Annotated in this window: 18 protein-coding genes and 2 tRNA genes; 6 read left to right on the top strand and 14 right to left on the bottom strand. The window is 69.8% G+C overall.

What is annotated here, in order from left to right; translation table 11 throughout:
• Positions 1-58 precede the first annotated feature (58 nt).
• Complete coding sequence (locus P0592_RS09155) at positions 59-253, bottom strand: cold-shock protein (RefSeq protein WP_276270578.1); 195 nt, start codon at positions 251-253, stop codon at positions 59-61.
• 2 nt (positions 254-255) lie between these two features.
• On the bottom strand, positions 256-450 hold the full coding sequence (locus P0592_RS09150; RefSeq protein ID WP_276270577.1) for a cold-shock protein: 195 nt from the start codon (positions 448-450) through the stop codon (positions 256-258).
• 143 nt (positions 451-593) lie between these two features.
• Here P0592_RS09150 and P0592_RS09145 point away from each other — a divergent pair, with 143 nt between their 5' ends.
• From P0592_RS09145 to P0592_RS09135, 3 genes are all read left to right on the top strand, one after another.
• Positions 594-1,115 (top strand): hypothetical protein, encoded by a 522-nt coding sequence (locus tag P0592_RS09145; RefSeq protein ID WP_336406631.1) that lies wholly within the window; start codon positions 594-596, stop codon positions 1,113-1,115.
• A gap of 71 nt (positions 1,116-1,186) precedes the next feature.
• On the top strand, positions 1,187-1,531 hold the full coding sequence (locus P0592_RS09140; RefSeq protein ID WP_276270576.1) for a hypothetical protein: 345 nt from the start codon (positions 1,187-1,189) through the stop codon (positions 1,529-1,531).
• A 52-nt stretch (positions 1,532-1,583) separates the two neighbouring features.
• Entirely contained in the window at positions 1,584-2,570 is a 987-nt protein-coding gene (locus P0592_RS09135; RefSeq protein ID WP_276270575.1) for a DUF7972 family membrane protein, read from the top strand.
• A gap of 105 nt (positions 2,571-2,675) precedes the next feature.
• Here the strand turns inward: P0592_RS09135 and P0592_RS09130 are convergent, their stop codons facing one another.
• From P0592_RS09130 to P0592_RS09095, 8 genes are all read right to left on the bottom strand, one after another.
• On the bottom strand, positions 2,676-3,752 hold the full coding sequence (locus P0592_RS09130; protein ID WP_276270574.1) for a DUF2891 domain-containing protein: 1,077 nt from the start codon (positions 3,750-3,752) through the stop codon (positions 2,676-2,678).
• Between the two features lie 51 nt (positions 3,753-3,803).
• Positions 3,804-4,205, bottom strand: a complete 402-nt coding sequence (locus P0592_RS09125) for a hypothetical protein (protein ID WP_276270573.1) — start codon at positions 4,203-4,205, stop codon at positions 3,804-3,806.
• Positions 4,202-5,902, bottom strand: coding sequence for a serine hydrolase domain-containing protein (locus tag P0592_RS09120; RefSeq protein ID WP_276270572.1), 1,701 nt, complete (start codon positions 5,900-5,902; stop codon positions 4,202-4,204). Before P0592_RS09120 ends, P0592_RS09125 begins: the two co-directional genes overlap by 4 nt.
• Positions 5,899-6,849: a CPBP family intramembrane glutamic endopeptidase gene (locus P0592_RS09115; protein WP_276270571.1), complete on the bottom strand. Its 951-nt coding sequence runs from the start codon at positions 6,847-6,849 to the stop codon at positions 5,899-5,901. Before P0592_RS09115 ends, P0592_RS09120 begins: the two co-directional genes overlap by 4 nt.
• 167 nt (positions 6,850-7,016) lie before the next feature.
• On the bottom strand, positions 7,017-7,733 hold the full coding sequence (locus P0592_RS09110) for a class I SAM-dependent methyltransferase (protein ID WP_276270570.1): 717 nt from the start codon (positions 7,731-7,733) through the stop codon (positions 7,017-7,019).
• Between the two features lie 178 nt (positions 7,734-7,911).
• The gene (locus tag P0592_RS09105; protein WP_276270569.1) at positions 7,912-8,835 is read right to left on the bottom strand and encodes a winged helix-turn-helix domain-containing protein; all 924 of its coding nucleotides are present in this window, start codon (positions 8,833-8,835) and stop codon (positions 7,912-7,914) included.
• A gap of 297 nt (positions 8,836-9,132) precedes the next feature.
• Positions 9,133-9,206 (bottom strand) — tRNA-Phe (locus P0592_RS09100).
• 513 nt (positions 9,207-9,719) lie between these two features.
• A tRNA-Val gene (locus tag P0592_RS09095) sits at positions 9,720-9,793 on the bottom strand.
• Positions 9,794-9,880: 87 nt separating this feature from the next.
• Between P0592_RS09095 and P0592_RS09090 the strand changes: the two genes are divergently transcribed.
• Both P0592_RS09090 and P0592_RS09085 read left to right on the top strand, forming a co-directional pair.
• Entirely contained in the window at positions 9,881-10,456 is a 576-nt protein-coding gene (locus P0592_RS09090; RefSeq protein WP_419181131.1) for a DUF192 domain-containing protein, read from the top strand.
• Between the two features lie 39 nt (positions 10,457-10,495).
• Positions 10,496-12,421 (top strand): ABC transporter ATP-binding protein, encoded by a 1,926-nt coding sequence (locus tag P0592_RS09085; protein ID WP_276270567.1) that lies wholly within the window; start codon positions 10,496-10,498, stop codon positions 12,419-12,421.
• A gap of 22 nt (positions 12,422-12,443) precedes the next feature.
• Here P0592_RS09085 and P0592_RS09080 read toward each other — a convergent pair whose 3' ends face one another.
• Both P0592_RS09080 and P0592_RS09075 read right to left on the bottom strand, forming a co-directional pair.
• The gene (locus P0592_RS09080; RefSeq protein WP_276270566.1) at positions 12,444-14,813 is read right to left on the bottom strand and encodes a heavy metal translocating P-type ATPase; all 2,370 of its coding nucleotides are present in this window, start codon (positions 14,811-14,813) and stop codon (positions 12,444-12,446) included.
• 129 nt (positions 14,814-14,942) lie between these two features.
• Positions 14,943-16,208: a putative manganese transporter gene (locus P0592_RS09075; RefSeq protein WP_276270565.1), complete on the bottom strand. Its 1,266-nt coding sequence runs from the start codon at positions 16,206-16,208 to the stop codon at positions 14,943-14,945.
• 255 nt (positions 16,209-16,463) lie between these two features.
• Here P0592_RS09075 and P0592_RS09070 point away from each other — a divergent pair, with 255 nt between their 5' ends.
• Positions 16,464-17,372: an NAD(P)H-binding protein gene (locus P0592_RS09070; RefSeq protein WP_276270564.1), complete on the top strand. Its 909-nt coding sequence runs from the start codon at positions 16,464-16,466 to the stop codon at positions 17,370-17,372.
• Here the strand turns inward: P0592_RS09070 and P0592_RS09065 are convergent.
• Together P0592_RS09065 and P0592_RS09060 are read right to left on the bottom strand one after the other, a co-directional pair.
• A complete protein-coding gene (locus P0592_RS09065; protein WP_276270563.1) occupies positions 17,369-18,022 on the bottom strand; it encodes a potassium channel family protein in 654 nt (217 codons plus the stop codon). The two genes, P0592_RS09070 and P0592_RS09065, sit on opposite strands and share 4 nt — an antisense overlap.
• Complete coding sequence (locus P0592_RS09060) at positions 18,019-19,467, bottom strand: APC family permease (protein ID WP_276270562.1); 1,449 nt, start codon at positions 19,465-19,467, stop codon at positions 18,019-18,021. Before P0592_RS09060 ends, P0592_RS09065 begins: the two co-directional genes overlap by 4 nt.
• Positions 19,468-19,512: the final 45 nt, after the last annotated feature.

Here is a 19,512-nt window from a genome sequence, read left to right as displayed (position 1 = left end):
CGGACCCACCGCTACGCGGTGAGTCGTCGAGTGATCGGGACTGCAGACAGAAGCCGTCTTACAGTCGCTCGAGGTTCTTCGCGCGCGGGCCCTTGTCGGCCTGCTCGATGTCGAACTCGACCTCCTGCCCCTCCTCAAGGTCAGGACCGCCGACGTCTTCCATGTGGAAGAAGACGTCCTCGTCCGCGTCGTCGGTATCGATGAAGCCGTAACCACCAGTGTCGTTGAAGAAGTCGACTTTGCCTTTCGCCATCGTTAGAGTCGGGTGACGTTGGTCGCTCGCGGGCCCTTGTCGGCCTGCTCGATGTCGAATTCGAGTTCCTGCCCTTCCTCGAGGTCGGGACCGCCGATGTCCTCCATGTGGAAGAAGACGTCCTCCTCAGAGTCCTCAGTGTCGATGAAACCGTAACCGCCAGTGTCGTTGAAGAAGTCGACCGTTCCTTTCGCCATTGCGACTGAACGGAAGCCGGGGGCACGGATAATCTTTCCGGTCTCCGTACCGGCCCGTTCGCGCGTCGAGACGGCCGCTCTCGGGCGGTTCGTCGAAGACGGACCGTGAACAGCTCACACGGTCGGACCACGAGTTCTTGTAGGTGGGGGCCGTCGGACGGGACGTGTTCCGTCGTCTCCGCGAGACCGGTCCCGTCGGCCTCGTCCCCCTCGCGTGGGCCTTCGCCGCGGCCGCCCACCGCGGGGTCCTCGCGCCGCGAGCGGTCCTGATCGCCCACCTCGTGATGGCCGGCATCATCGCGGCCTTTACCGTCCTCTCGTGGCGCGAGATGACCGACGGCGTGTTGCTGGCCTGGCGGCGGGTCCTCGTCGCCGGGTTCGGCGTGACACTGCTGGGGATCACCGGCCTGCTCGTGCGCGCGCCGCCGATGCTGACCGCGACCGTCGTCGGGTGGACGCTCGTCCCCGCGGCCGGGCTCGCCTACACCGGCCGCCTGGTCGACCGTCGGCCGCGGGCCTACACCGCCGGTGCCGGGCTCTGTGTCGTCGGGGTCGGGCTCTACCTGGCCGGCCTCGCGAACGCCGCCCCGACGACGCTCGCGGGGCTCGCCGTCACCGGGATCGGTCAGACCGCGGGCATCGTCGCCGCCGTCGTCGACTACTGACCGGCGAGCGTGCCGCCGGCCAATTCGTCGCTAGCCACAGGACATAATTGTCCCGAAGCCCGACGTCCGGTATGGTCGACGACGACCTCGGCACGGCGACGATCGTCTACGAGACACCCGACGGCACCGTCGAACGGACGGTCCAGAACGAGCACATCGCCTACTTCCAGGACCACTGGATCGTCAAGACCGACGAGGACGGAGACGACCACGACGTGGTCCGTCGGATCCCGCTCCAGCGCGTCCACTACGTCGAGCGCTCCGTCGACGAGTTCGAGGAAGAGGTCCAGACGTTGCGCAACCAGGTCGAGTCCTTCGCGGAGGACGTCCGCTCGCGGCTGCTTGGCGGCCGGGAGCGATCCGAGGAGGAGCCCCACCACATCGACGTCGACAGCGAGAGCGACGACCGGCGGTAGCCGCCGGGCGACCAGTTATGTGGGCCGGTCCTGAACAGGGCCGACGAGACAGATGTCCGACGACGACTTCGGACGGCCGACGGACAATCGAGTCGCGCGCTGGCTGTTGCTCTCCGGCGACCGCGAGCGGGTCGCGAGCCTCCTCGTCGTCGGGGTCGTGGCCCTGACCGCCGCGCTCACGTTCGGGAATGTCATCTACGTCGGCCCCGACAGCGCGCTGGCGACGGTGCTGGGCAGCGGCCTGCTGAGCGCGCTGGCTACCATCGTGACGGTCACGCTCTCGATCAATCAGCTGATCCTCTCGCGCGTGTTCGGGATGCCGGCGGACCTCACCGACCGGCTGGAGGGGAACCTCGATTTCCGGCGCTCGATCGAGGAGATCGCCGGCGTCGACACCAGTCCGAACGATCCCGGCTCGTTCCTCGCGCTGGTGGCGGGGACGCTGGAGGAACGTGCCGCCAGTCTGGAGCGTCACGTCGACGACTCGGCGGCGCTGTCCGACGACCAGCGCGAGCGGGTGGACGCGCTGACCGAGGACCTCGTCGCCTACGCCGACCACCTGTCCGCCGGCGATCAGTCCGGGAGCACGCTCGAAGTACTCCTGCTAACCTTCGGGACGGAGTACGCGGACCGCATCGACGACGTGCGCGGGCTCCAGCGGGGCCTCGCTGACCACCTATCCGCGGAGAGCGCCGACGCCGTCGACGACATCCTCGAACTCCTGAAGGGGGTCGCCGTCGTCCGGCAGTTCTTCAAGACCCTGGCCGTCCAGCAGGACCTCGCCGCCCTCTCGCGCCAGCTCGTCTACACGGGCGTCCCGGCGCTCCTGCTGAACTACTACCTGGCGCAGGTGTACACCGCGTCCGGGAGCCCGCCGGCGATCCCGGCCGCCTGGCTGCCCTGGGTGACCACCGCGGCGGCCGGGGTGCTGTTCGCGCCGCTCGTGGTCCTCGTCGTCTACGTGCTCCGGGTGGCGACCGTGACGCTGTACACCGTCTCCGTCGGGTCGTTCATCCCCCCCGAGGAACGGGCGCAGTAGTCGGTTCGTCGCTGCCGGGTTCGCGGTCGTGGACCGCGCTACGGCGGGACCGCGCCGGTCCAGGTCGCACGGCTCCACCGACGCCGACGAGCGATCGTCGCGCCGTCACCGTTCGGGTGCGATCCCGCCCTCGTCGCTGGTCAACAGATACAGCACGAACGAGGAGAGCCAGTGTGCGCCGGCGTAGTCGTCGGTGAACGCCAGCTCGACGCTGTGGTCGACGTGGCGCTTCGCACCCCGTTCGAGCGCCGCCGCCCGTCTGTCGTCGAGTGCGTCCGCGATCCCGGCCATCGCCCACGCCTTCGAGAGGTTGAGTCCGACGAAGTGGAGTTCGAGGCCGTCGTCGCTGTCCGTCTCGACCGCGACGGAACGCAGGATGGAGTCGTGGGGAGCCTCGGTGAGGGCGGGCGCGAACCCGTCGAACCACCGCCGGAACGCCTCGCGGTCGAGCACCCGCCGCATCAGGTCGGCCTCGGCGAGCGCCGGCGAGAGGAAGTCCCACCCGAGCGGTTCGTACTCGACCGGGTAGTTCCGGTCGTCCCCGAAGAACGCCTCGGCCGTCGCCGAGACGGCCGACTCGAACTCCTCGTCGTCGACGACCCGGGCGTAGTCCAGCGCACACGTGAGCGCGAAGGCGGAGTTGGCGTGGGTCCCGACCCGAAACGGCCGTTCCTGTGTCAGGAACTCGGCCTCGAAGAGGTCGACGACCTGCCGTTCGAGGGGGTCGAACAGGTCGCGCCAGGCAGTCGCCCGGTCCGTGTCCCAGAGGTGCAACTCCGCCGCGAAGCGGAGGAACCAGGCCCAGCCGTACGGCTTCTCGAAGGACTCGTTGGCCGCGAGGTACGACGCCTCCTGTTCGACTCCCTCGCGTGTGAACCGCTCGTCCAACGTCGAGACGATGTCCGAGGCCGCGGGGTGGTCCTCGAAGAGACGGAGCTGCCGGACGAGACACCAGTGACTGTGGACGGCGGAGTGCCAGTCGAAACACCCGTAGAAGACCGGGTGGTCCTCGCTCGGTCGGACCGTGTCGTCGGGTCCGTCGACCGACCGCACGAAGTGCGGGTACTCCGTGTCGATCGAGTCGAGCGGGTACTCCGCGAGGGCCGAGCACAACTCCGGGTCGATCCAGTCCGCCCGTCCCGATACCATCGTCGCCGCGTCGTACGTCTGAAGCGCGTTCATAGGGTTCGTCTCTTGTGGGTACGTATTCGGTCTGTTGGTGAGTGGTCCGACCTACAGCGAGAGCAGCCCGAGGGCGGCGAGTTGCCAACTGAACCCCAGGCCGAGCAGCGCCACGGCCGTCTGGTGGAGCCGGCCCCGCAGCGACCAGTAGCCGTTCGCCCAGGCGAGCACCGCCCCCGCCGTGGTCGCGGCAGTCAGAACCGCGATCGCGGGCGGCAGCGCCAGTGCGATGCGCATCGGAAGCGGGCGCGTGACGAGCGCGATGTCGCCGCCGGCCGCCAGGACGGCCACGAAGAGTGCGACGAACCCGACGGCGAGCCCGCTCAGGGCGACGCCCGCCGCGTGGGCGAGCCACGCGGGACTTGACAGTCGGCGTCGAACACCGCGGTCGGCTCCGTGCCGGTGGTCGTGGGGCCGTTCGCTCCGTCCTCGAGAGCGTCGCTGTTCTGTCATTCTTCGCCCTCCGCGTCGGCTCCGCCGTCCGTGTGACTCCGCCTCCACCGCCGCCACGCGCCGTGTCCGCCCCGGCCGGCGAGCGAGAGGGAGAGGCCGGCCACCGTCGCCCCGAGGACACCGCCGGTGACGGCCTGGCGCTCGCGGAACGGCACCGGCCGGTAGACCCCAGTCGGTTCGCTGTTCACGTTCAACGCGTCCACCTCCCCGTCCGTGACCTCGAAGGCGAGGGCGTCGTGCCCGTCGACCGCCTCGTAGACGTACGGATCGGTCTCGACCCACTCGCGGGCGTCGCCCCCGAGGGTCGTCGTGCGGAGGCGGCCGTCGGCCCCCGGTTCGACGGTCAGGTGTTCGAGGCGATCGACGGCCTGGAGCGGGCCGCTCCGTGGGAGGGCGGTGAGACTGTACTCGCCGGCGACGGTCGCCGCGCGCTCCCGGCCGCCCGGCCGCGACGTCGGCGTCGGCGCGGTCGGTGCCGCCTGGAGCCCGTACTCGGCGACGATCTCGTCGACGACGACCTCGGGGAGTTCGGCCGGGTTGCTGTTGTAGGCGACGAAGATCCCGGCGTCGTGGGCCGGCGCGAGCAGCAGATAGCTCGTGAAGCTGACCGTCCCGCCCGAGTGGCCGACGAGGTCGGCCGCCGGGTCGCCGTGCTCGTGGAACCCGTACCGCCAGTTCGTGACTGCCGGGTGGCGGACGTGGTGGCGGCTGTGCATCGTCTCGACGGTCGGCGCGTCGAGGATCCGCGCGTCGCCGACTGCGCCACCGCCGAGGTGAGCACTCATAAACGCGGCCATATCCGTCGCCGTGGCGCTCAGCGAGCCCGCGGGCCACAGATTGATGTACACGTCGTCGGCCGTCGTAAACGACCCACCAGCACGGGCGTGTGGCGCAGCGAGGTGACCGGGCTGGCCGTCCGGGACGGGCTGGGCGAACGCGCTGTGGGACATCCCCAGCGGGTCGAGGATCTCCGAGCGCACGTACTCCTCGAAGGTCGTGTCGTGGGCCTCGGCGACGACGTGGCCCGCGAGCGCCGCCCCGTAGTTGGAGTAGCCGACGAGTTCGCCGGGCGGGCGGACGCGCGCTGGTCGCTGGTCGGCGAGGACCGCCTCCAACGGGTCGAGCCCGGCCGGATCGGCGACGATCTCGGGGTCGATCTGGGACTCGAACCCGGCGGTGTGAGTGCCGAGATGTCGGAGCGTCACGGGATCCTCGAAGGCCGCCGGAACCGTGACGGTGGAGTCGTCGAGGTACGCGTTGACGTCGGCATCGAGGTCGAGCACGCCCCGCTCGACGCCCTGCATCACGGCGGTGTATGTCACCAGCTTGCCGACGGAGCCGACCCGGAAGACCGTCTCGTCGGCCCGGACCGGTTCGCCGGCGTCGACGTCGGCGACGCCGTAGCCCTTGGTGAGGACCGGCGTCTCGCCCGAGACGACGGCGACGGTCGCGCCGGGCGTGGTCGTCCCGATCCGCTCGGCCATCACGTCGTCGACGAACGCTTCGAGGTCGTCGCCGTCGCCGAACGGGCCGTCGCCCGGCCGTGTGCCGGTGTTCCGTGCGTCGGTCGCGGCGCTCGCTCGCCCGGCCGTCGGGCCGAGGCCGCCGAGTCCGAGGCCGCCGAGACCGGCGAGGAACGACCGTCTCGTGGTTCGAGCGGTGCTGTCGTCCGTCGTGGTGCGTCGTGGTCGTGTCATCGGTCGGAGTGACTGTGAGTGGAACGAGTGCGTTGCTGGACAGTCCGGTCGCGGCCCCGCCACCGGACCCACACGGCGACGAGGCCGTATCCGACGAGGATCGAGACGAACAGGGGGACGCCCCGTGCCGGGCTCCACAGCCCCGTCGCGGTGTGTTCGACCGTCAGCAGCGCCGGAATCCCGGGCACCTTCGCGGCACCGATCCCGAAGACGTTCATCAGCGCGTAGTTCACGCCGAGGTGCAACCCCATCGGGAGCGCGAGTTCGTCGGTCCAGACGTACGCGACGCCGAGCAGGCCACCGAGTAGCCCCGTCTTCACGGCGACGAGCGCGACGTCAGCGCCCCCGGCGAGTGCTCCCGGGAGGTGGACGAGTGCGAACGCGAGGGTGCTCGCGACCAGCGCGAGGGGGACCGCGGCCGAGCGCGTGACACCACGGGCCGTGAGCCCCTCGACCGCGTTCGTCACGAACGCGCCGCGGTAGAGGTACTCCTCGTAGAACGCGACGCCGACGAACGCGACGAAGAACACCAGCAGCCACCCGAGCGTAGACGGGTCGGTGACGGGGCCACCGCTGGTGACCCGCAGCGCGCCGGTGGCGCGCGCGAGGACGAACGTCGCCGCGACGAGGAGCGTCCCGATCCCGGTGCCGGCGGCGAGGTCGAGCCACCAGCCACGGGACAGGTGGTAGCCGTACTCCCGGATCGGGCGACGGTCGACGTACCGGGCCGAGAGGACGAGCACGGCCGCCAGCACGAGCGTGGTCCCGGCGAATCCAGCCACCATCGCCTGGCCGCCGTTCAGACCCAGCCTGAACGCCGTCGCGCTCACGAGGAGCAGCGTGAGAAAGCCGGCGAGGACGGGCACGAGCACCCGCCAGACGGCGCGGACGCGGCCGCTCTGTGGGCTCCGGACGAGCGACCGGAGCCGGGCGCGGCGGCTAGACATCCGCCACCTCCGGTCCGTCGGGAGAACTCGGTCGGACGTGCTGGTCGGGACGGTGCTGGTACCGCGGCGGGTGTGGTGGTGACATCGTGGTCTCGTGGATCCGGGCGTCGTGGTCGCTGGGTCGATACGCGGGCGAATGCGGTGTCGTGGACGTCTGCATCCGGTGTTCACCTCGGGACGGCGTCGACGGCGGTGACGAGTCCGAAGAGCGCGGTCCGGGTGTGCTCGACCGCGAGTCCGGCCCGTTCGACAGTCGCCAGCGGGTCGTGGTCCAGTCGGCAGCCGGTCTTCTCGTAGTGGGACTCCGCGCGGCGGTCCTGCAGCCAGGCGAGCGGGGCGGCGTCGCTCCGGCCGTGTTCGAGCAGCAGGATCTCGCCGTCGGGGGCACAGACCCGCTCCATCTCCCGGAGCGCGGCGACCGGGTCGGGGAACGTGCACGTCGAGAACGACGAGACGACGGTGTCGAAGCTGTCGTCGGGGAACTCGAGCGCCTGCGCGTCCATCCGCCGGACGCTGCCGTCCAGGTCGAGCCTGTCGAGTTCGGTTCGGGCGTGAGCGAGCACCGCGTCGCTGATGTCGACGCCGACGACCTCGCTCGACGACGGGAGATAGCGGAAGTTCCGCCCGGTGCCACAGGCGACGTCGAGCACGCGACCGGTCGCGCCCTCGAACTGGCGGCGGCGATACCGGCCGGCGAAGAGCTCGTCGAGCCGTCGCCACCGCGCGAGGTCGTCGGCCACGTCCGCGTACGCGTCGGCGATCTCGTCGGCCGACTTCGACCGCCGCCGTGCCGACTGCCCTCGGTCGGTGGTCTCGCTGTGCGTTCGGTGCTGCTGGCCTGTCGAATCGGGGGAGTCGCTCGATCGCACTGGATGGGCCTCCATCGAGTACGAGTCCGCCCGGGAACACCGATAAAGTTATCGAATATTTGATAATTTGTCGGATTCGATTCAAAACTGTCGTTGAGCGGATACCCCCGACGATCGGCCCCTGACGCCGACACTCGGTGAATGGGCCGGTCAGCACCGCCGTCGGCTCAACGGCTATTTCGTAACCGTTCTGTCAGGATCGCCGAAACTCGCCGCTCTCGCGTCGCACGCGCTCCGTCCCCACCACCGTCGCGGTCGAATCGAGGTGGAGCCGGACCGCGTCGTCTCCCTGTCGCATCACGACCTCGTACTCGTCGGGATCGGACCCGACCCGTTCGGACGTCCAGCGCCCCTCGTAGACGTGCTCGTGGAACTCCCAGAGGCCGCGCGCCGTCACGTCGACGCCGTGTTCCCAGTGGAAGGCGACCGACGCCGGGTGGGAGACGACGCTGTAGGTCAGCGGGCTGTTGTACTCCCGGAGACACGCCTCACAGGCGCTCGTCACGAGGTTCGAGTCGGCATCGGGCAGCGGGCTCTCGGGTACGGCGACCACCTCGGCGGAGAGTCGCGCCCGACACTCCGGACACGTCCCCCGTCGGATCTGCCTGCCGGTCTCCGCGCTGCGTAACTTGACGCTCCGGACGAGCGACTCGCCGTCCCGTGTCTCGACCTGTGCCGGCGTGATCGGCTGTCCCGTCACCTGTCGCTCGCAGGCCGTACAGTCGACCCGGAAGAACTGGTGTGAGAGCCGCGCTTCGAGTGCCGTCGCGCCGCAGTAGACGCACGTGCCATCGACCGGCTCGGGCCCGAACGACGGCGGTTGCTCGTAGTTCCCCGACAGGATGAATCGGACGATCCGCTCGCCGGCGTGTGACAGCGAGTAGCCGTCGTCGCTCTTCCGCAGATACGCCCCCGTCAGTTCGCCGAGGTGATACGACAGCTTCGACGTGTTCTCCACGTCGACGCGGTCGTAGATCTCCGAGAAGGAGAGCTCGGCGGCCCCCGCCCCGACCTGTTCGCGTTCGTACTGCGAGACGGCGACGGCACGGAGGATGTCGACCCGAGTGTCGTCGGCGAGAAGGCGAAAGATGTCCGTCGCCGAACGGTTCTCCGTCATAGGTGCCCGTACCGCTCTGCAGGTCGGCACCGGTATTGAAACCCCGCGTCGCTGGGCTCGCGGTCGCCGGCGGACAGGCCGCCGAGTGCCGCAACCTCGATGCCTCTGCTTCCGTTCCGGCTCGAAACCGGTCGAGAGCGCAACGCTCTCGAATGCGAATCGCGGAGAACCCGGATGCCGCCTCCCGGATCGTGAACCACGCCGAGACATTCCTGCTCGCTTCGCTGCGCGGGCTGTGACTCGTCTGGTTCAAATCCATTCGGGAGTATTTTACTACTCACGTCGTTCGCAGGAAAATGCCGCCTCCCGGATTTGAACCGGGGACAGCTCGATCTTCAGTCGAGTGCTCTCCCAGTCTGAGCTAAGGCGGCGCGCACCCGAACCGACGACGAGGGAAGGAAAAAGGATTTCGAAAGCCGCCGCGCCGGCGGGCGACCTCTGTCAGGGGAGGAACAGGTCGGCGCTGTCGAACTCCGCGCCGCAGTCGTCGCACTCGTACTCCGTCCCGTTGGCCGTCGAGACGTGACCGTCGCATTTCGGACAGGTCGATCCGTCGATCATGCCTCCCGGTAACACAGGTCCCAGTAAATGGCTTTCGGCAGGTGTCGGCGGAACGACAGCCGGTCGGTCGGGACGGGCGCGCTCGGCGACGACCGCCCAGGTGTGACAGAACGGTGGGTCCGAGCGTCCCACGCGAGCACCGCGATCGCGGGGCTCGGGGGAACGATGCCCTCCCGGCGATCGAACTGGAGGAGCCGGGCTCACTCCGCTGTGCGCGGTTTCCGGAGTTCGAATCCGTGGACCATCCGCTCCTCACGTCCGTTCACCGGAGCGACGAGTCGCTCCGAGGTCACACTCACTCCGTTCGCGTGACCCTCGCAGGATGGGTCCGGGCGGATTCGAACCACCGACCTCGGCCTTGTAAAGGCCACGTCATAACCAACTAGACCACGGACCCGCACACGGAGGTTCCCCATCGGCAGGAATAACGCTTTCTCTCTCGGTCGGAACCCTTACGCTCGCGCTGGCCCTCGGACCAGGTATGGTGCGGCGCGCACTGGCGGCGGGGATCGGCTTCGTCGCCTTCCTGGGGGTTCTCCTCCTCGCCGTCCAGCCGAGCCTCTGGGTGGGGCTCGTCGGGGTCGGCGACTACGACCGGGGGACCGTGACGGTCTACGAGAACGGCACCGGGGCGGCGACGGCCACCGGGACGTCGCCGACAGAGGAGGCGACCACCGTCGCGGCACAGAGCGTGGACGGGAAGCGCCTGGCGACGGTCGAGGTACGCATCGCCGCGACGGCGAGCCAGCGGTACGTCGGCCTCAGCGAGACGGCGTCGCTGGCCCCCGACGAGGGGATGCTGTTCGTCCACGACGAGGTGGACAGCCACGCCTACGTGATGCGGAACATGTCGTTCCCGCTTGACATCGTCTTCGTCGACGCCGACGGGACCGTCACCACGATCCACCACGCCGCGCTCCCGCCGGCGGGGACGGGCAACGAGGACCTCCGACGCTATCGCGGCCGCGGGAAGTACGTCCTCGAGGTGAACCGCGGGTGGACGAACCGGACCGGCGTCGAGGTGGGCGACCGGGTCGTCGTCCCCGAGGGCGTCCGGTAGCCCGACGCGTTTTTGCGGCTCCGGGGGCTAATCCGGGCGATGGACTTCGACGCGGCGGGTGAGGACGACGCCTTCGAGGACGCCAGGGAGCGCGTCGACCGACCGATGTGGCGGCTGTTCACTGCCTACGGCGGCCAGCAGCGCGGCGCGTTCACCGTCGGGCTCGTGAGTTCGGTGTTCGCGCGGCTACTGGACCTGCTGCCGCCGCTGCTGCTGGCGCTGGCTATCGACGCCGTCTTCGAGAGCGGGAGCGGCGACTCCAGCTACGACCTGCTGTTCGTCCCCGACGCCTGGATTCCGCCGGGGGCGGCCGGCCAGCTGTGGCTGACCGCGGGCCTCGTCGCGGCTTCGTTCCTCCTCGGCGCGGTGTTTCACTGGAGCCGGAACTGGGGGTGGAACAAGTTCGCCCAGCACGTCCAACACGAGGTGCGGACCGACACCTACGAGACGATGCAGCGGCTGAACATGGACTTCTTCGCCGACAAGCAGACCGGGGAGATGATGTCGGTCCTCTCGAACGACGTCAACAGGCTGGAGAAGTTCCTCAACGACGGGCTGAACTCCACCTCGCGGCTGGTCATCATGGTCGTCGGCATCGCCGGCTACCTGTTCTGGATGAACTGGCAGCTGGCGCTGGTGGCGCTGGTGCCGGTGCCGATCATCGCCCTGTTCACCAAGCGGTTCATCGAGACGATCCAGCCCAAGTACGCCGAGGTCCGCTCCTCCGTCGGGCGGCTGAACTCCCGGCTGGAGAACAACCTGAGCGGCATCCAGATCATCAAGACGGCCAACACCGAACCCTACGAGGCAGACCGGGTCGAGGACTCCTCGCAGGCGTACTTCGACGCCAACTGGGACGCCATCGAGACCCGCATCACGTTCTTCCCCGGGCTCCGACTCGTCGCCGGGCTGGGGTTCGTGCTGACGTTCGTCGTCGGCGGGCTGATGGTCCTCGGGCAGGCACCGGGGCCGCTGACGCTTGGCCTCTCGGCCGGCGAGTTCGTCGCGTTCATCATCTACACCCAGCGGTTCGTCTGGCCGATGGCGCAGTTCGGGCAGATCATCAACATGTACCAGCGGGCCTACGCCTCCGCCGAGCGGGTGTTCGGCCTGATGGACACCCCCGGCCGGCTCGTCGAGGCCGACGACGCCGAGCCGCTGACCGTCACCGAGGGGGCCGTCGAGTACGACGACGTGACCTTCGGCTACGACGGCGACCCCGTCGTCGCGGACATCGACTTCTCCGTCGAGGGCGGCGAGACGGTGGCGCTCGTGGGCCCGACCGGCGCGGGGAAGTCCACCGTCCTCAAGCTCTTGCTCCGGATGTACGACGTCGACGAGGGGGCGATCCGCATCGACGGCCAGGACCTCGAGGACGTCCAGATCAGTTCGATCAGACAGGCCATCGGCTACGTGAGCCAGGAGACGTTCCTCTTCTACGGCACCGTCCGCGAGAACATCGCCTACGGGACCTTCGACGCCAGCGACGAGGAGATCCGCGAGGCCGCCCGCGCCGCCGAGGCCCACGGCTTCATCCAGAACCTCCCGGACGGCTACGACACGATGGTCGGCGAGCGCGGCGTCAAGCTCTCGGGCGGGCAACGGCAGCGCATCGCCATCGCCCGCGCGATGCTGAAAGACCCCGACGTTATGGTGCTTGACGAGGCGACCAGCGACGTCGACACGGAGACGGAGATGCTCATCCAGCGCTCGCTGGACGACCTGACGGAAGACCGGACCACCTTCGCCATCGCTCACCGGCTCTCGACGGTCAAGGACGCCGACACCATCCTCGTGCTGGAGGACGGCCGCATCGTCGAGCGGGGCACCCACGACGACCTGCTGGCCGCCGACGGGCTGTACGCCAGCCTCTGGGCGGTCCAGGCCGGCGAGATCGACGAGCTGCCCGAGGAGTTCGTCCGCCGGGCGACCGAACGGCGCGCCCGAACCGACGCCGACGACTGAGCCGGTCGGGACGGCCGTCCCGCTACGACTCCGACGCCTCGGTCTCGGGACTCCCCTCGCCGTCCGCCCGGACCCGCGAGAGCCGCATCGCGTTGCCCGTGACCCCGACGGTCATCCCGGCGTCGCCGGCGAGCACCGCGAGCCAGATGGGGACGTAGCCGAAGGGGACGGCGAGCGCGAGGCCGGCCTTGACGACGAGGCTTGCGGCGATGTTCTGCCGGATGACGCCGTTGGCCCTGCCGGCGAGTTCGTACAGATAGGGCAGCTTCGAGAGGTCGTCGCTCATCAGCGCCACGTCGGCCGTCTCCAGCGCCGTGTCGGTGCCCGCGGCACCCATCGCGACCCCGACGGTGGCCGTCGCCATCGCGGGCGCGTCGTTGATGCCGTCGCCGACCATCGCCGCGCCGCCCTCGAACTCGGCGACGAGGTCCTCGACGGCGGCGACCTTCTCGTCGGGCAGCAGCTCGGCGCGGTAGTCGTCGACGCCGACCTCGCTCGCGATGGCCCGCGCGGTCCGCTCGTTGTCGCCGGTGAGCATCACCGTCCGCTCGACGCCCAGCGCCCTCAGGCGCTCGACGGCCGCGGCGGCCTCGGGACGGACCTCGTCGGCGACGGCGATGAGCCCCTCCAGCTCGTCCTCGGTGCCGACCAGGACGACCGTCTTCCCCTCCGACTGGAGTCCGGGGACCGTGTCGGTCAGCAGGTCCAGGCAGTCGTTGCGCGCACACAGCTGCCGGCTGGTCCGGGTGACGACGCCGCCGTCGGTCGTCGCGTGGACGTGCGAGAGGTCGAAGCCGAGTTCGTCGAACAGGCCGGGCTTGCCCGCGTAGTGGGGCGTGCCGTCGAGGTCCGCCCGGACGCCCTTCCCGGTGATGCTCTCGAACTCGTCGACCTCGCGCTCGGCGACGTCGGCTCCCTCGGCCCGCTGGACGATGGCCTCGCCGATGGGGTGTTCGCTGCGCTTCTCGAGCCCGCGGGCACACCGCAACACGTCGGCCTCGGTGTTGCCGTTGAGCGGGACGACGTCGGTCACCGTGAGTTCGCCCTTCGTGAGCGTCCCGGTCTTGTCGAAGGCGACGGCCTCGACCGCGCCCGTCGCCTCGAGGTGTGAGCCGCCCTTGATGAGGACGCCGTTCTTCGCGGCGCTGGTCAGTCCCGAGACGACCGAGACCGGCGTCGAGATGACGAAGGCACACGGACAGGCAAGCACCAGCAGCGTCAGCCCGTCGACGACGGCCTCGGGCCAGGTGGTCCCGAGGACGAACGGCCCGCCGACCGTCACGAGCACCGCGAAGGCGACGACGACGGGCGTGTAGTAGGCGGCGAACCGCTCGACGAACTGTTCGCGGTCGGTCTTGTTCGACTGGGCGTCCTCGATCAGCTCGACGATGCGCGAGAGGGTGTTGTCGCCGGCCGCGGACGTGACCTCGACCTCGAGGTAGCCCTCCTCGTTGATCGTGCCGGCGTACACCTCGTCGCCGGTCGTCTTGTCGACCGGCACGGACTCGCCGGTGATCGGGGCCTGGTTGACCGCGCTGCCGCCCGCGACGACGTCGCCGTCCATCGGGATCTTCTCGCCGGGCTTGACGACCACCACGTCGCCGACCGCGACGGCCTCGACGGGGACCGTCTCGGTGTCGTCGCCGCGCTTGACCGTCGCCTCGTCGGGCGAGAGGTCCATCAGCTCCTGCAGCGAGTCCCGGGCGCGGTCCATCGACGCCCGTTCGAGCAGTTCGGCGACGCTGAACAGCGTCGCCAGCGTCGCGGCCTCGAAGTACAGCGCCTCGCCGAAGGCCAGGCTGGCCGCGAGCGCCCCCAGGATGGCGACGGTCATCAGGAAGTCGATGTCGAGGTTCAGGTTCCTCGCGGAGTAGTAGCCGTTCCGGACGATGGACTGGCCCGCGACCGCGACCGAGACAAGGAAGAGCACGTCCGCCAGGTGGAGCGGCTCGCCGAGGACGGTCGCGAGTTCGGCGTTCAGTCCCCCGAGGAAGAACTCCAGGGCCAGCCCGGCGGCGAGAAAGGCCCCGCCGACGGCCGTCTTCTTCGCCCGCGCGCTGGGCCAGACGCCGTCGGTCCCGCCGGGGTCGTGGCTACCGCCCCCGTCGCCCTCGCCGTCGCTGTCGACGACCTCGTAGCCCGCGCCCTCGATGGCGGCGACGAGGGCGGCCTCGCTCGTGCGCTCGGTGTCGTAGGAGACGACGACCCGACCCGTCGTCGGCCGGGTCTCGTAGCCGGCGACCCCGTCGATCTGACCGATGGCGTTCTCTACCTTCCCCGCACAGGAGGCACAGTCCATGTCCGGGACCGAGAACCGGATCGTGGCGTCGCCGCCCGCCGTGCCGGTCGGCCCGTCGTCCGGACCGCCGTGGTCCGACTCGGAGGAGCTCATTACGTGGACGTAGTGTCTCGCGTATTATTAAATCAGCTGTTATCAAGACGGCTTTTGATCCTATTTCTTGTTAACTTTCTCCATCTATTTTAATAACTCGGGAGTCGGCGTCGCCCGGTGGGTCGGCCGTCACAGCACCCCGAAGCCGAACTGGGCGTACGGCCAGAAGTGGTAGACGGCGATCCCGACGACGACGCCCGGGATCGTCGTGTAGATCGTCGCGACGATGGCCGCCTTCAGGTCGATGGCCATCAGGGGAAACAGCGCGTCCCCGTCCTGGCTGATCGCGTTGGCCACCAGCGCCGAGAACGGGATCGCCTCCTCGACGGCGTACAGCTGGGCGAACACGATGTGGGCCGCACAGCCGGGGACGAGCCCGATGAGGGCACCCGCGATGGGGGCGAGCACGCCCGCCGACGCCGCCAGCCCCTGGATGTCCACGCCGGTCAACAACAGCCCGTACTCGTAGAGGAGGTAGCCCGCGACGACCCAGACCGTGACCATCGCCGTCTCCATCGCCGCGTGCTGGAACGTCCTGTACAGGCTCTCGAAGGAGTCCCTGACCTGGCCGGTGTCGCCCGCCCCGACGTAGTGGCGACCGACGAAGTGGAGGTAAAACGAGAGCGTGGTGCCGACGAGGCCGGCGACGGTGAACAGCCCGTCGTACGTGAACGCGACCTCCCAGACGGGTTCCCTGGCACCCTGGACGAGGTAGAGGACCCCGGCCACGAGCGCCCCCGAGAGGACGACCCACCAGAGGACGTGGACGGCGTGGCTGACCCGTTCCAGTAGGGTGGACTGCGGGAGATAGCTCGGCAGCCCGCCACCGTGGCCGTGCTGGTCCGGTCCCTCGTACTCGGGGACGCTCGGCCCGCCCTCCGCGACGCTCGTGGTGGCGAACCCGCCGTCGGTCATCGGTCGGCCGAGGCGGTCGACCGCGCTGTCGACCCGACCCACCCCAAGCCCCCAGAGGTCGATGGCGTAGCCGAAGAGCACGGCGGCGACGAAGGCGAGCCCGTACGCGTACAGCGCCGCCTCGGGCGCGAGCGCGAGGATGACGAACGCGGAGTCTCCCGCCGTCGCCGCGAGCGCGGCGACGACGGTCCCGAAGCTGACGGTCCCGCGGATGTACAGCGGCATCGCGATGATCGCGCCGCCACACCCCGGCGTCAGCCCGAGGAGGGCACCGACGAGCGGTTGGGCGCGCTCGTGTTCCCCGAGGAGTTCCGTGAGCCTGCCGTCGAAGCGGTACTGGACGAGACTGAAGAGGAGGACGGTCGCCCCGACGAACCCCGAGACCTGCACGAACCCCTCGCGCCAGGACCCGACGAGGACGTCGAGCGCCTGCCGGACGGCCGGGTCGAACAGCCCGGCCGGGAGCTGCAGCGGGCTCATCGACCGACACCCGCCGTCCGACCGGCGCGACCGCCGGGCACGAGCACGCGGCCCCGTGAGGGAAGGCAGTTCCGTCGCGTCTCCGGTGCGGTGCCGGAGACGCCGTCGTTTCGCGTCATACGTGTCTGAACACGCGTACCTCATCGCCTAACCGTAAAAGTGTTTTCACCTAATTAGATATTTAGATATATCTAATTCGAGTGGTCGGTGGCCGCCGGCCGTGGGGTTAAGGAGACAGCGACCCAACCGGTCGGTATGCGCGTCCTCGTCACGGGGGCGACCGGGTTCGTCGGGGGCCACCTCGTCCCGGCCCTCCTGGAACGTGGCCACGAGGTGGTCGCGATGACCCGCGACCCCGACAGCTACGACCCGCCGACCGGCGTCGAGGTGGTACAGGGGGACGTCCTCGACGAGGACCTGACGCTGCCGGCCGTCGACGCGGCCTACTACCTCGTCCACTCGATGCAGGCCGGCGAGGACTTCCGGGAGCAGGACCGCCGCGGCGCGCGGAACTTCCTGCGAGCCGCCGACGAGGCGGGCATCGAGCGCATCGTCTACCTCGGCGGCCTGGGCAGCGAGGCGGAAGAGCTCTCGGAACACCTCGAATCACGGCGGGAGGTCGAGCACATTCTCGGGGAGGGCGAGGCCGAGCTGACGGCGCTGCGGGCGGCCATCGTCGTCGGGGCGGGATCGGCGAGCTTCCGGATCATCCGCCAGCTCGCGGCGCGGCTCCCGGTGATGATCACGCCGTCGTGGGTCCGCACCGAGTGCCAGCCGATCTACGTCGACGACGTCATCGAGTACCTCGTCGGCGTGCTAGACGCCCCGGAGACCGCCGGCGAGACCTACGAGATCGGAGGGCCGGACGTGCTGACCTACCAGGAGATCCTGACGACGACCGCCGAGCGACTGGTCGGGCGGCCGCCGCTCATCGTGCCGGTGCCGGTGCTGTCGCCGGGGCTGTCGGCCCGCTGGCTCGGCCTGGTGACGGACGTGCCGGTCAGCGTCGCCAAGCCGCTCGTCGACGGCCTGAAGAACCGCGTGGTCGTCACGGACCACCGCATCGAGGAGATCGTCCCCGTCGAGGGGACGCCCTTCGAGGAGGCGCTGGAGCTGGCGCTGGGTGCGGCCGAGCGCGAGCGCGCGCCGCCGGTCGAGGCCTAGCCGCGGAAGAGGTTCATCACCTCGTCGGCCACCCCCGGCTCGACGGCGACGACGTAGCGCTCGCCGGCCGTGAGGACCGTCTCCGGCCCGGCCACCCGATCGCCGCTCTCGTCGGAGACGACCACCGCCCCCTTCGGGAGCCGGACCGCGGCCAGCGACTTGCCGGCCGCGGGCGCACCCTCCGCGACGCGGAGGTGCATGATGTCCAGCCGGCCGGTCGTGTCGGCGAGGCTCTGGACGTCACTGCCCAACACCTCGTTGGCCGCCACGCGCGCCCCGGCCAGTTCGGGGAACACGACCGCGTCGACGAACCGGTCGTAGGCGGCCCGTTCGGCGGTGTCCACCCGGGCGACGGTTCGCACGTCGGGCGCGAGCTCGCGGGCGGCCAGACAGACGGCGAGGTTCAGCCCGGCCTCGCCGGAGAGCCCGGCGACGGTGTCGGCCGTCTCGACGCCGGCCTGTTCGAGGATACCGGGGTTCGTGGCGTCGCCCTCGATGACCGTCGCGACGTAGGCGTCTGCCAGCACCGCACACCGGTCGGAGTCCTGTTCGACGACCGTGACGTCGTGGCCCCGCTCTTCGAGGAGCCGGGCTGTCTGGAAGCCGACGCGACCGCCGCCCGCGATGACGATGTCGAGTTTCCCTGTCATGAGTCGTCCCCTGCGGGCGCTGTCTGTGCCGGCTCACCGGGCCCGCGTTCGGTGTCGGCCGCGCGGCCGAGCGCGACGTACGAGACGCCCCCCAGCAGGATCCACCCGGCGCTGAGTGCCAGCGCCAGCGGGTCCGTCCGGACGAGGTACTCGACCAGTACCGCCGTCAGGACGAGGTTCAACACGATGCCGATGACGGGGGGTGCGGGGTAGAACGGCATCTCGTAGGGTCGGGTCATGTTCGGGCGCTCCCGTCGGAGCTTGATGACCGAGCCGTTGACGACGACGAACGAGAGCAGAAAGAAGAGGCTGGACATATTGCCGGCGCTCTGGGTCGGCAGCGCCACCGACCCGAGCATCACGACGGCGCTTGCGAGGATCGCGACGAACGGCGTCCCGTAGCGGTGGTGCAGCTGCCCGAACCGCGGGAGCAACTGGCCCTCCCGGCCCATCGAGAACGCGACCCGGGAGGAGGCGATGACGACCGCGTTCAGCGCCGTCAGCGTCGAGAACACCGCGCCGAAGACGATGATCGCGCCCCCGTTCCGGATGACCGGGATACCGGTCGGCATGAACTGCGTCGCGGCCTCGGCGATGCCGGCCTCGCCGGCCGCCGCCAGTCCCTCGGCCCCGAGGGTCCCGACGGCGACGGTCACGACGGCGAGGTAGACGACGACGGTGGCCGCGAGGCTGACGAAGATCGCCTTCGGGATGTTCTCGCGGGGGTTCTTCACCTCCTCCGTGACCGTGGTGATGAGGTCGTACCCCTCGAAGGCGATGAACGTCAGCCCCATCGCCGGCAGGACCGCCGCCGCGCCCGCTCCGGCGGGAAAGAGCGGCTGGAACTCCGCCGTCGAGAACATCGGTGCGGTCGCGCCGAAGGCGACGAACACGAGCAGGATGGCTACCTTCGTCGCCGTGAAGATCGTCTCGACGCTCCCGCTCGCGGCCGTCGAGACGGCGTTGAGCGCGACCAGCGCCAGCACGGCGACGAAGGCGAGCCCGAACGCCGCCGGGACGGCGGCGTCGACCACCGGCAGCGCGATCGCACCCACCTGCTCGGGCGGCGGGACGATCCCGTAGACGTGGAGCAGTTCGAGGAAGTTCGGGGCGAACCCCAGCGCGTACAGCGCCCCGGCGATCATGTACGCGAACCACAGCATCCACCCCATCAGGAAGGAGGGGAGGTCGGCGAAGACCTCGCGGACGAACGCGTAGCCACCCCCGCTCTTGGGGATGGAGGCGGCCAGCTCCGCGTACGACAGGCCGGTGAACGCCGTGACGACGCCGTTCAGTACGAACACGAGGATCGCCGCGGGGCCGGCGATCTCGGCGGCCAGCCCAGTCAGCACGAAGATGCCCGCGCCGATCATCGCGCCCATCCCGATCATCGTCGCGTCCAGCAGGCCGAGGTCCGCCGCCGGCGCGCGCTGCGAGCCGCTCATCCGCCCTCGCTCCCGCGTCGATGCGTCGATCGATGGACCATCGTG

Source organism: Haloarcula litorea (genome assembly GCF_029338195.1).
Lineage (GTDB): Archaea > Halobacteriota > Halobacteria > Halobacteriales > Haloarculaceae > Haloarcula > Haloarcula litorea.
This window is presented reverse-complemented; position numbering and strand designations above follow the sequence as displayed.

Excerpts from the sequence above, each read along its gene's own strand:
- P0592_RS09060 (WP_276270562.1), bottom strand. The coding sequence starts at position 19,467 with ATGAGCGGCTCGCAGCGCGCGCCGGCGGCGGACCTCGGCCTGCTGGAC.
- P0592_RS09125 (WP_276270573.1), bottom strand. The coding sequence starts at position 4,205 with ATGACAGAACAGCGACGCTCTCGAGGACGGAGCGAACGGCCCCACGAC.
- P0592_RS09110 (WP_276270570.1), bottom strand. The coding sequence starts at position 7,733 with ATGGAGGCCCATCCAGTGCGATCGAGCGACTCCCCCGATTCGACAGGC.
- P0592_RS09065 (WP_276270563.1), bottom strand. The coding sequence starts at position 18,022 with ATGACAGGGAAACTCGACATCGTCATCGCGGGCGGCGGTCGCGTCGGC.
- P0592_RS09150 (WP_276270577.1), bottom strand. The coding sequence starts at position 450 with ATGGCGAAAGGAACGGTCGACTTCTTCAACGACACTGGCGGTTACGGT.
- P0592_RS09155 (WP_276270578.1), bottom strand. The coding sequence starts at position 253 with ATGGCGAAAGGCAAAGTCGACTTCTTCAACGACACTGGTGGTTACGGC.
- P0592_RS09070 (WP_276270564.1), top strand. The coding sequence starts at position 16,464 with ATGCGCGTCCTCGTCACGGGGGCGACCGGGTTCGTCGGGGGCCACCTC.
- P0592_RS09135 (WP_276270575.1), top strand. The coding sequence starts at position 1,584 with ATGTCCGACGACGACTTCGGACGGCCGACGGACAATCGAGTCGCGCGC.
- P0592_RS09115 (WP_276270571.1), bottom strand. The coding sequence starts at position 6,849 with ATGTCTAGCCGCCGCGCCCGGCTCCGGTCGCTCGTCCGGAGCCCACAG.
- P0592_RS09080 (WP_276270566.1), bottom strand. The coding sequence starts at position 14,813 with ATGAGCTCCTCCGAGTCGGACCACGGCGGTCCGGACGACGGGCCGACC.
- P0592_RS09130 (WP_276270574.1), bottom strand. The coding sequence starts at position 3,752 with ATGAACGCGCTTCAGACGTACGACGCGGCGACGATGGTATCGGGACGG.
- P0592_RS09120 (WP_276270572.1), bottom strand. The coding sequence starts at position 5,902 with ATGACACGACCACGACGCACCACGACGGACGACAGCACCGCTCGAACC.
- P0592_RS09140 (WP_276270576.1), top strand. The coding sequence starts at position 1,187 with ATGGTCGACGACGACCTCGGCACGGCGACGATCGTCTACGAGACACCC.
- P0592_RS09105 (WP_276270569.1), bottom strand. The coding sequence starts at position 8,835 with ATGACGGAGAACCGTTCGGCGACGGACATCTTTCGCCTTCTCGCCGAC.
- P0592_RS09085 (WP_276270567.1), top strand. The coding sequence starts at position 10,496 with ATGGACTTCGACGCGGCGGGTGAGGACGACGCCTTCGAGGACGCCAGG.
- P0592_RS09075 (WP_276270565.1), bottom strand. The coding sequence starts at position 16,208 with ATGAGCCCGCTGCAGCTCCCGGCCGGGCTGTTCGACCCGGCCGTCCGG.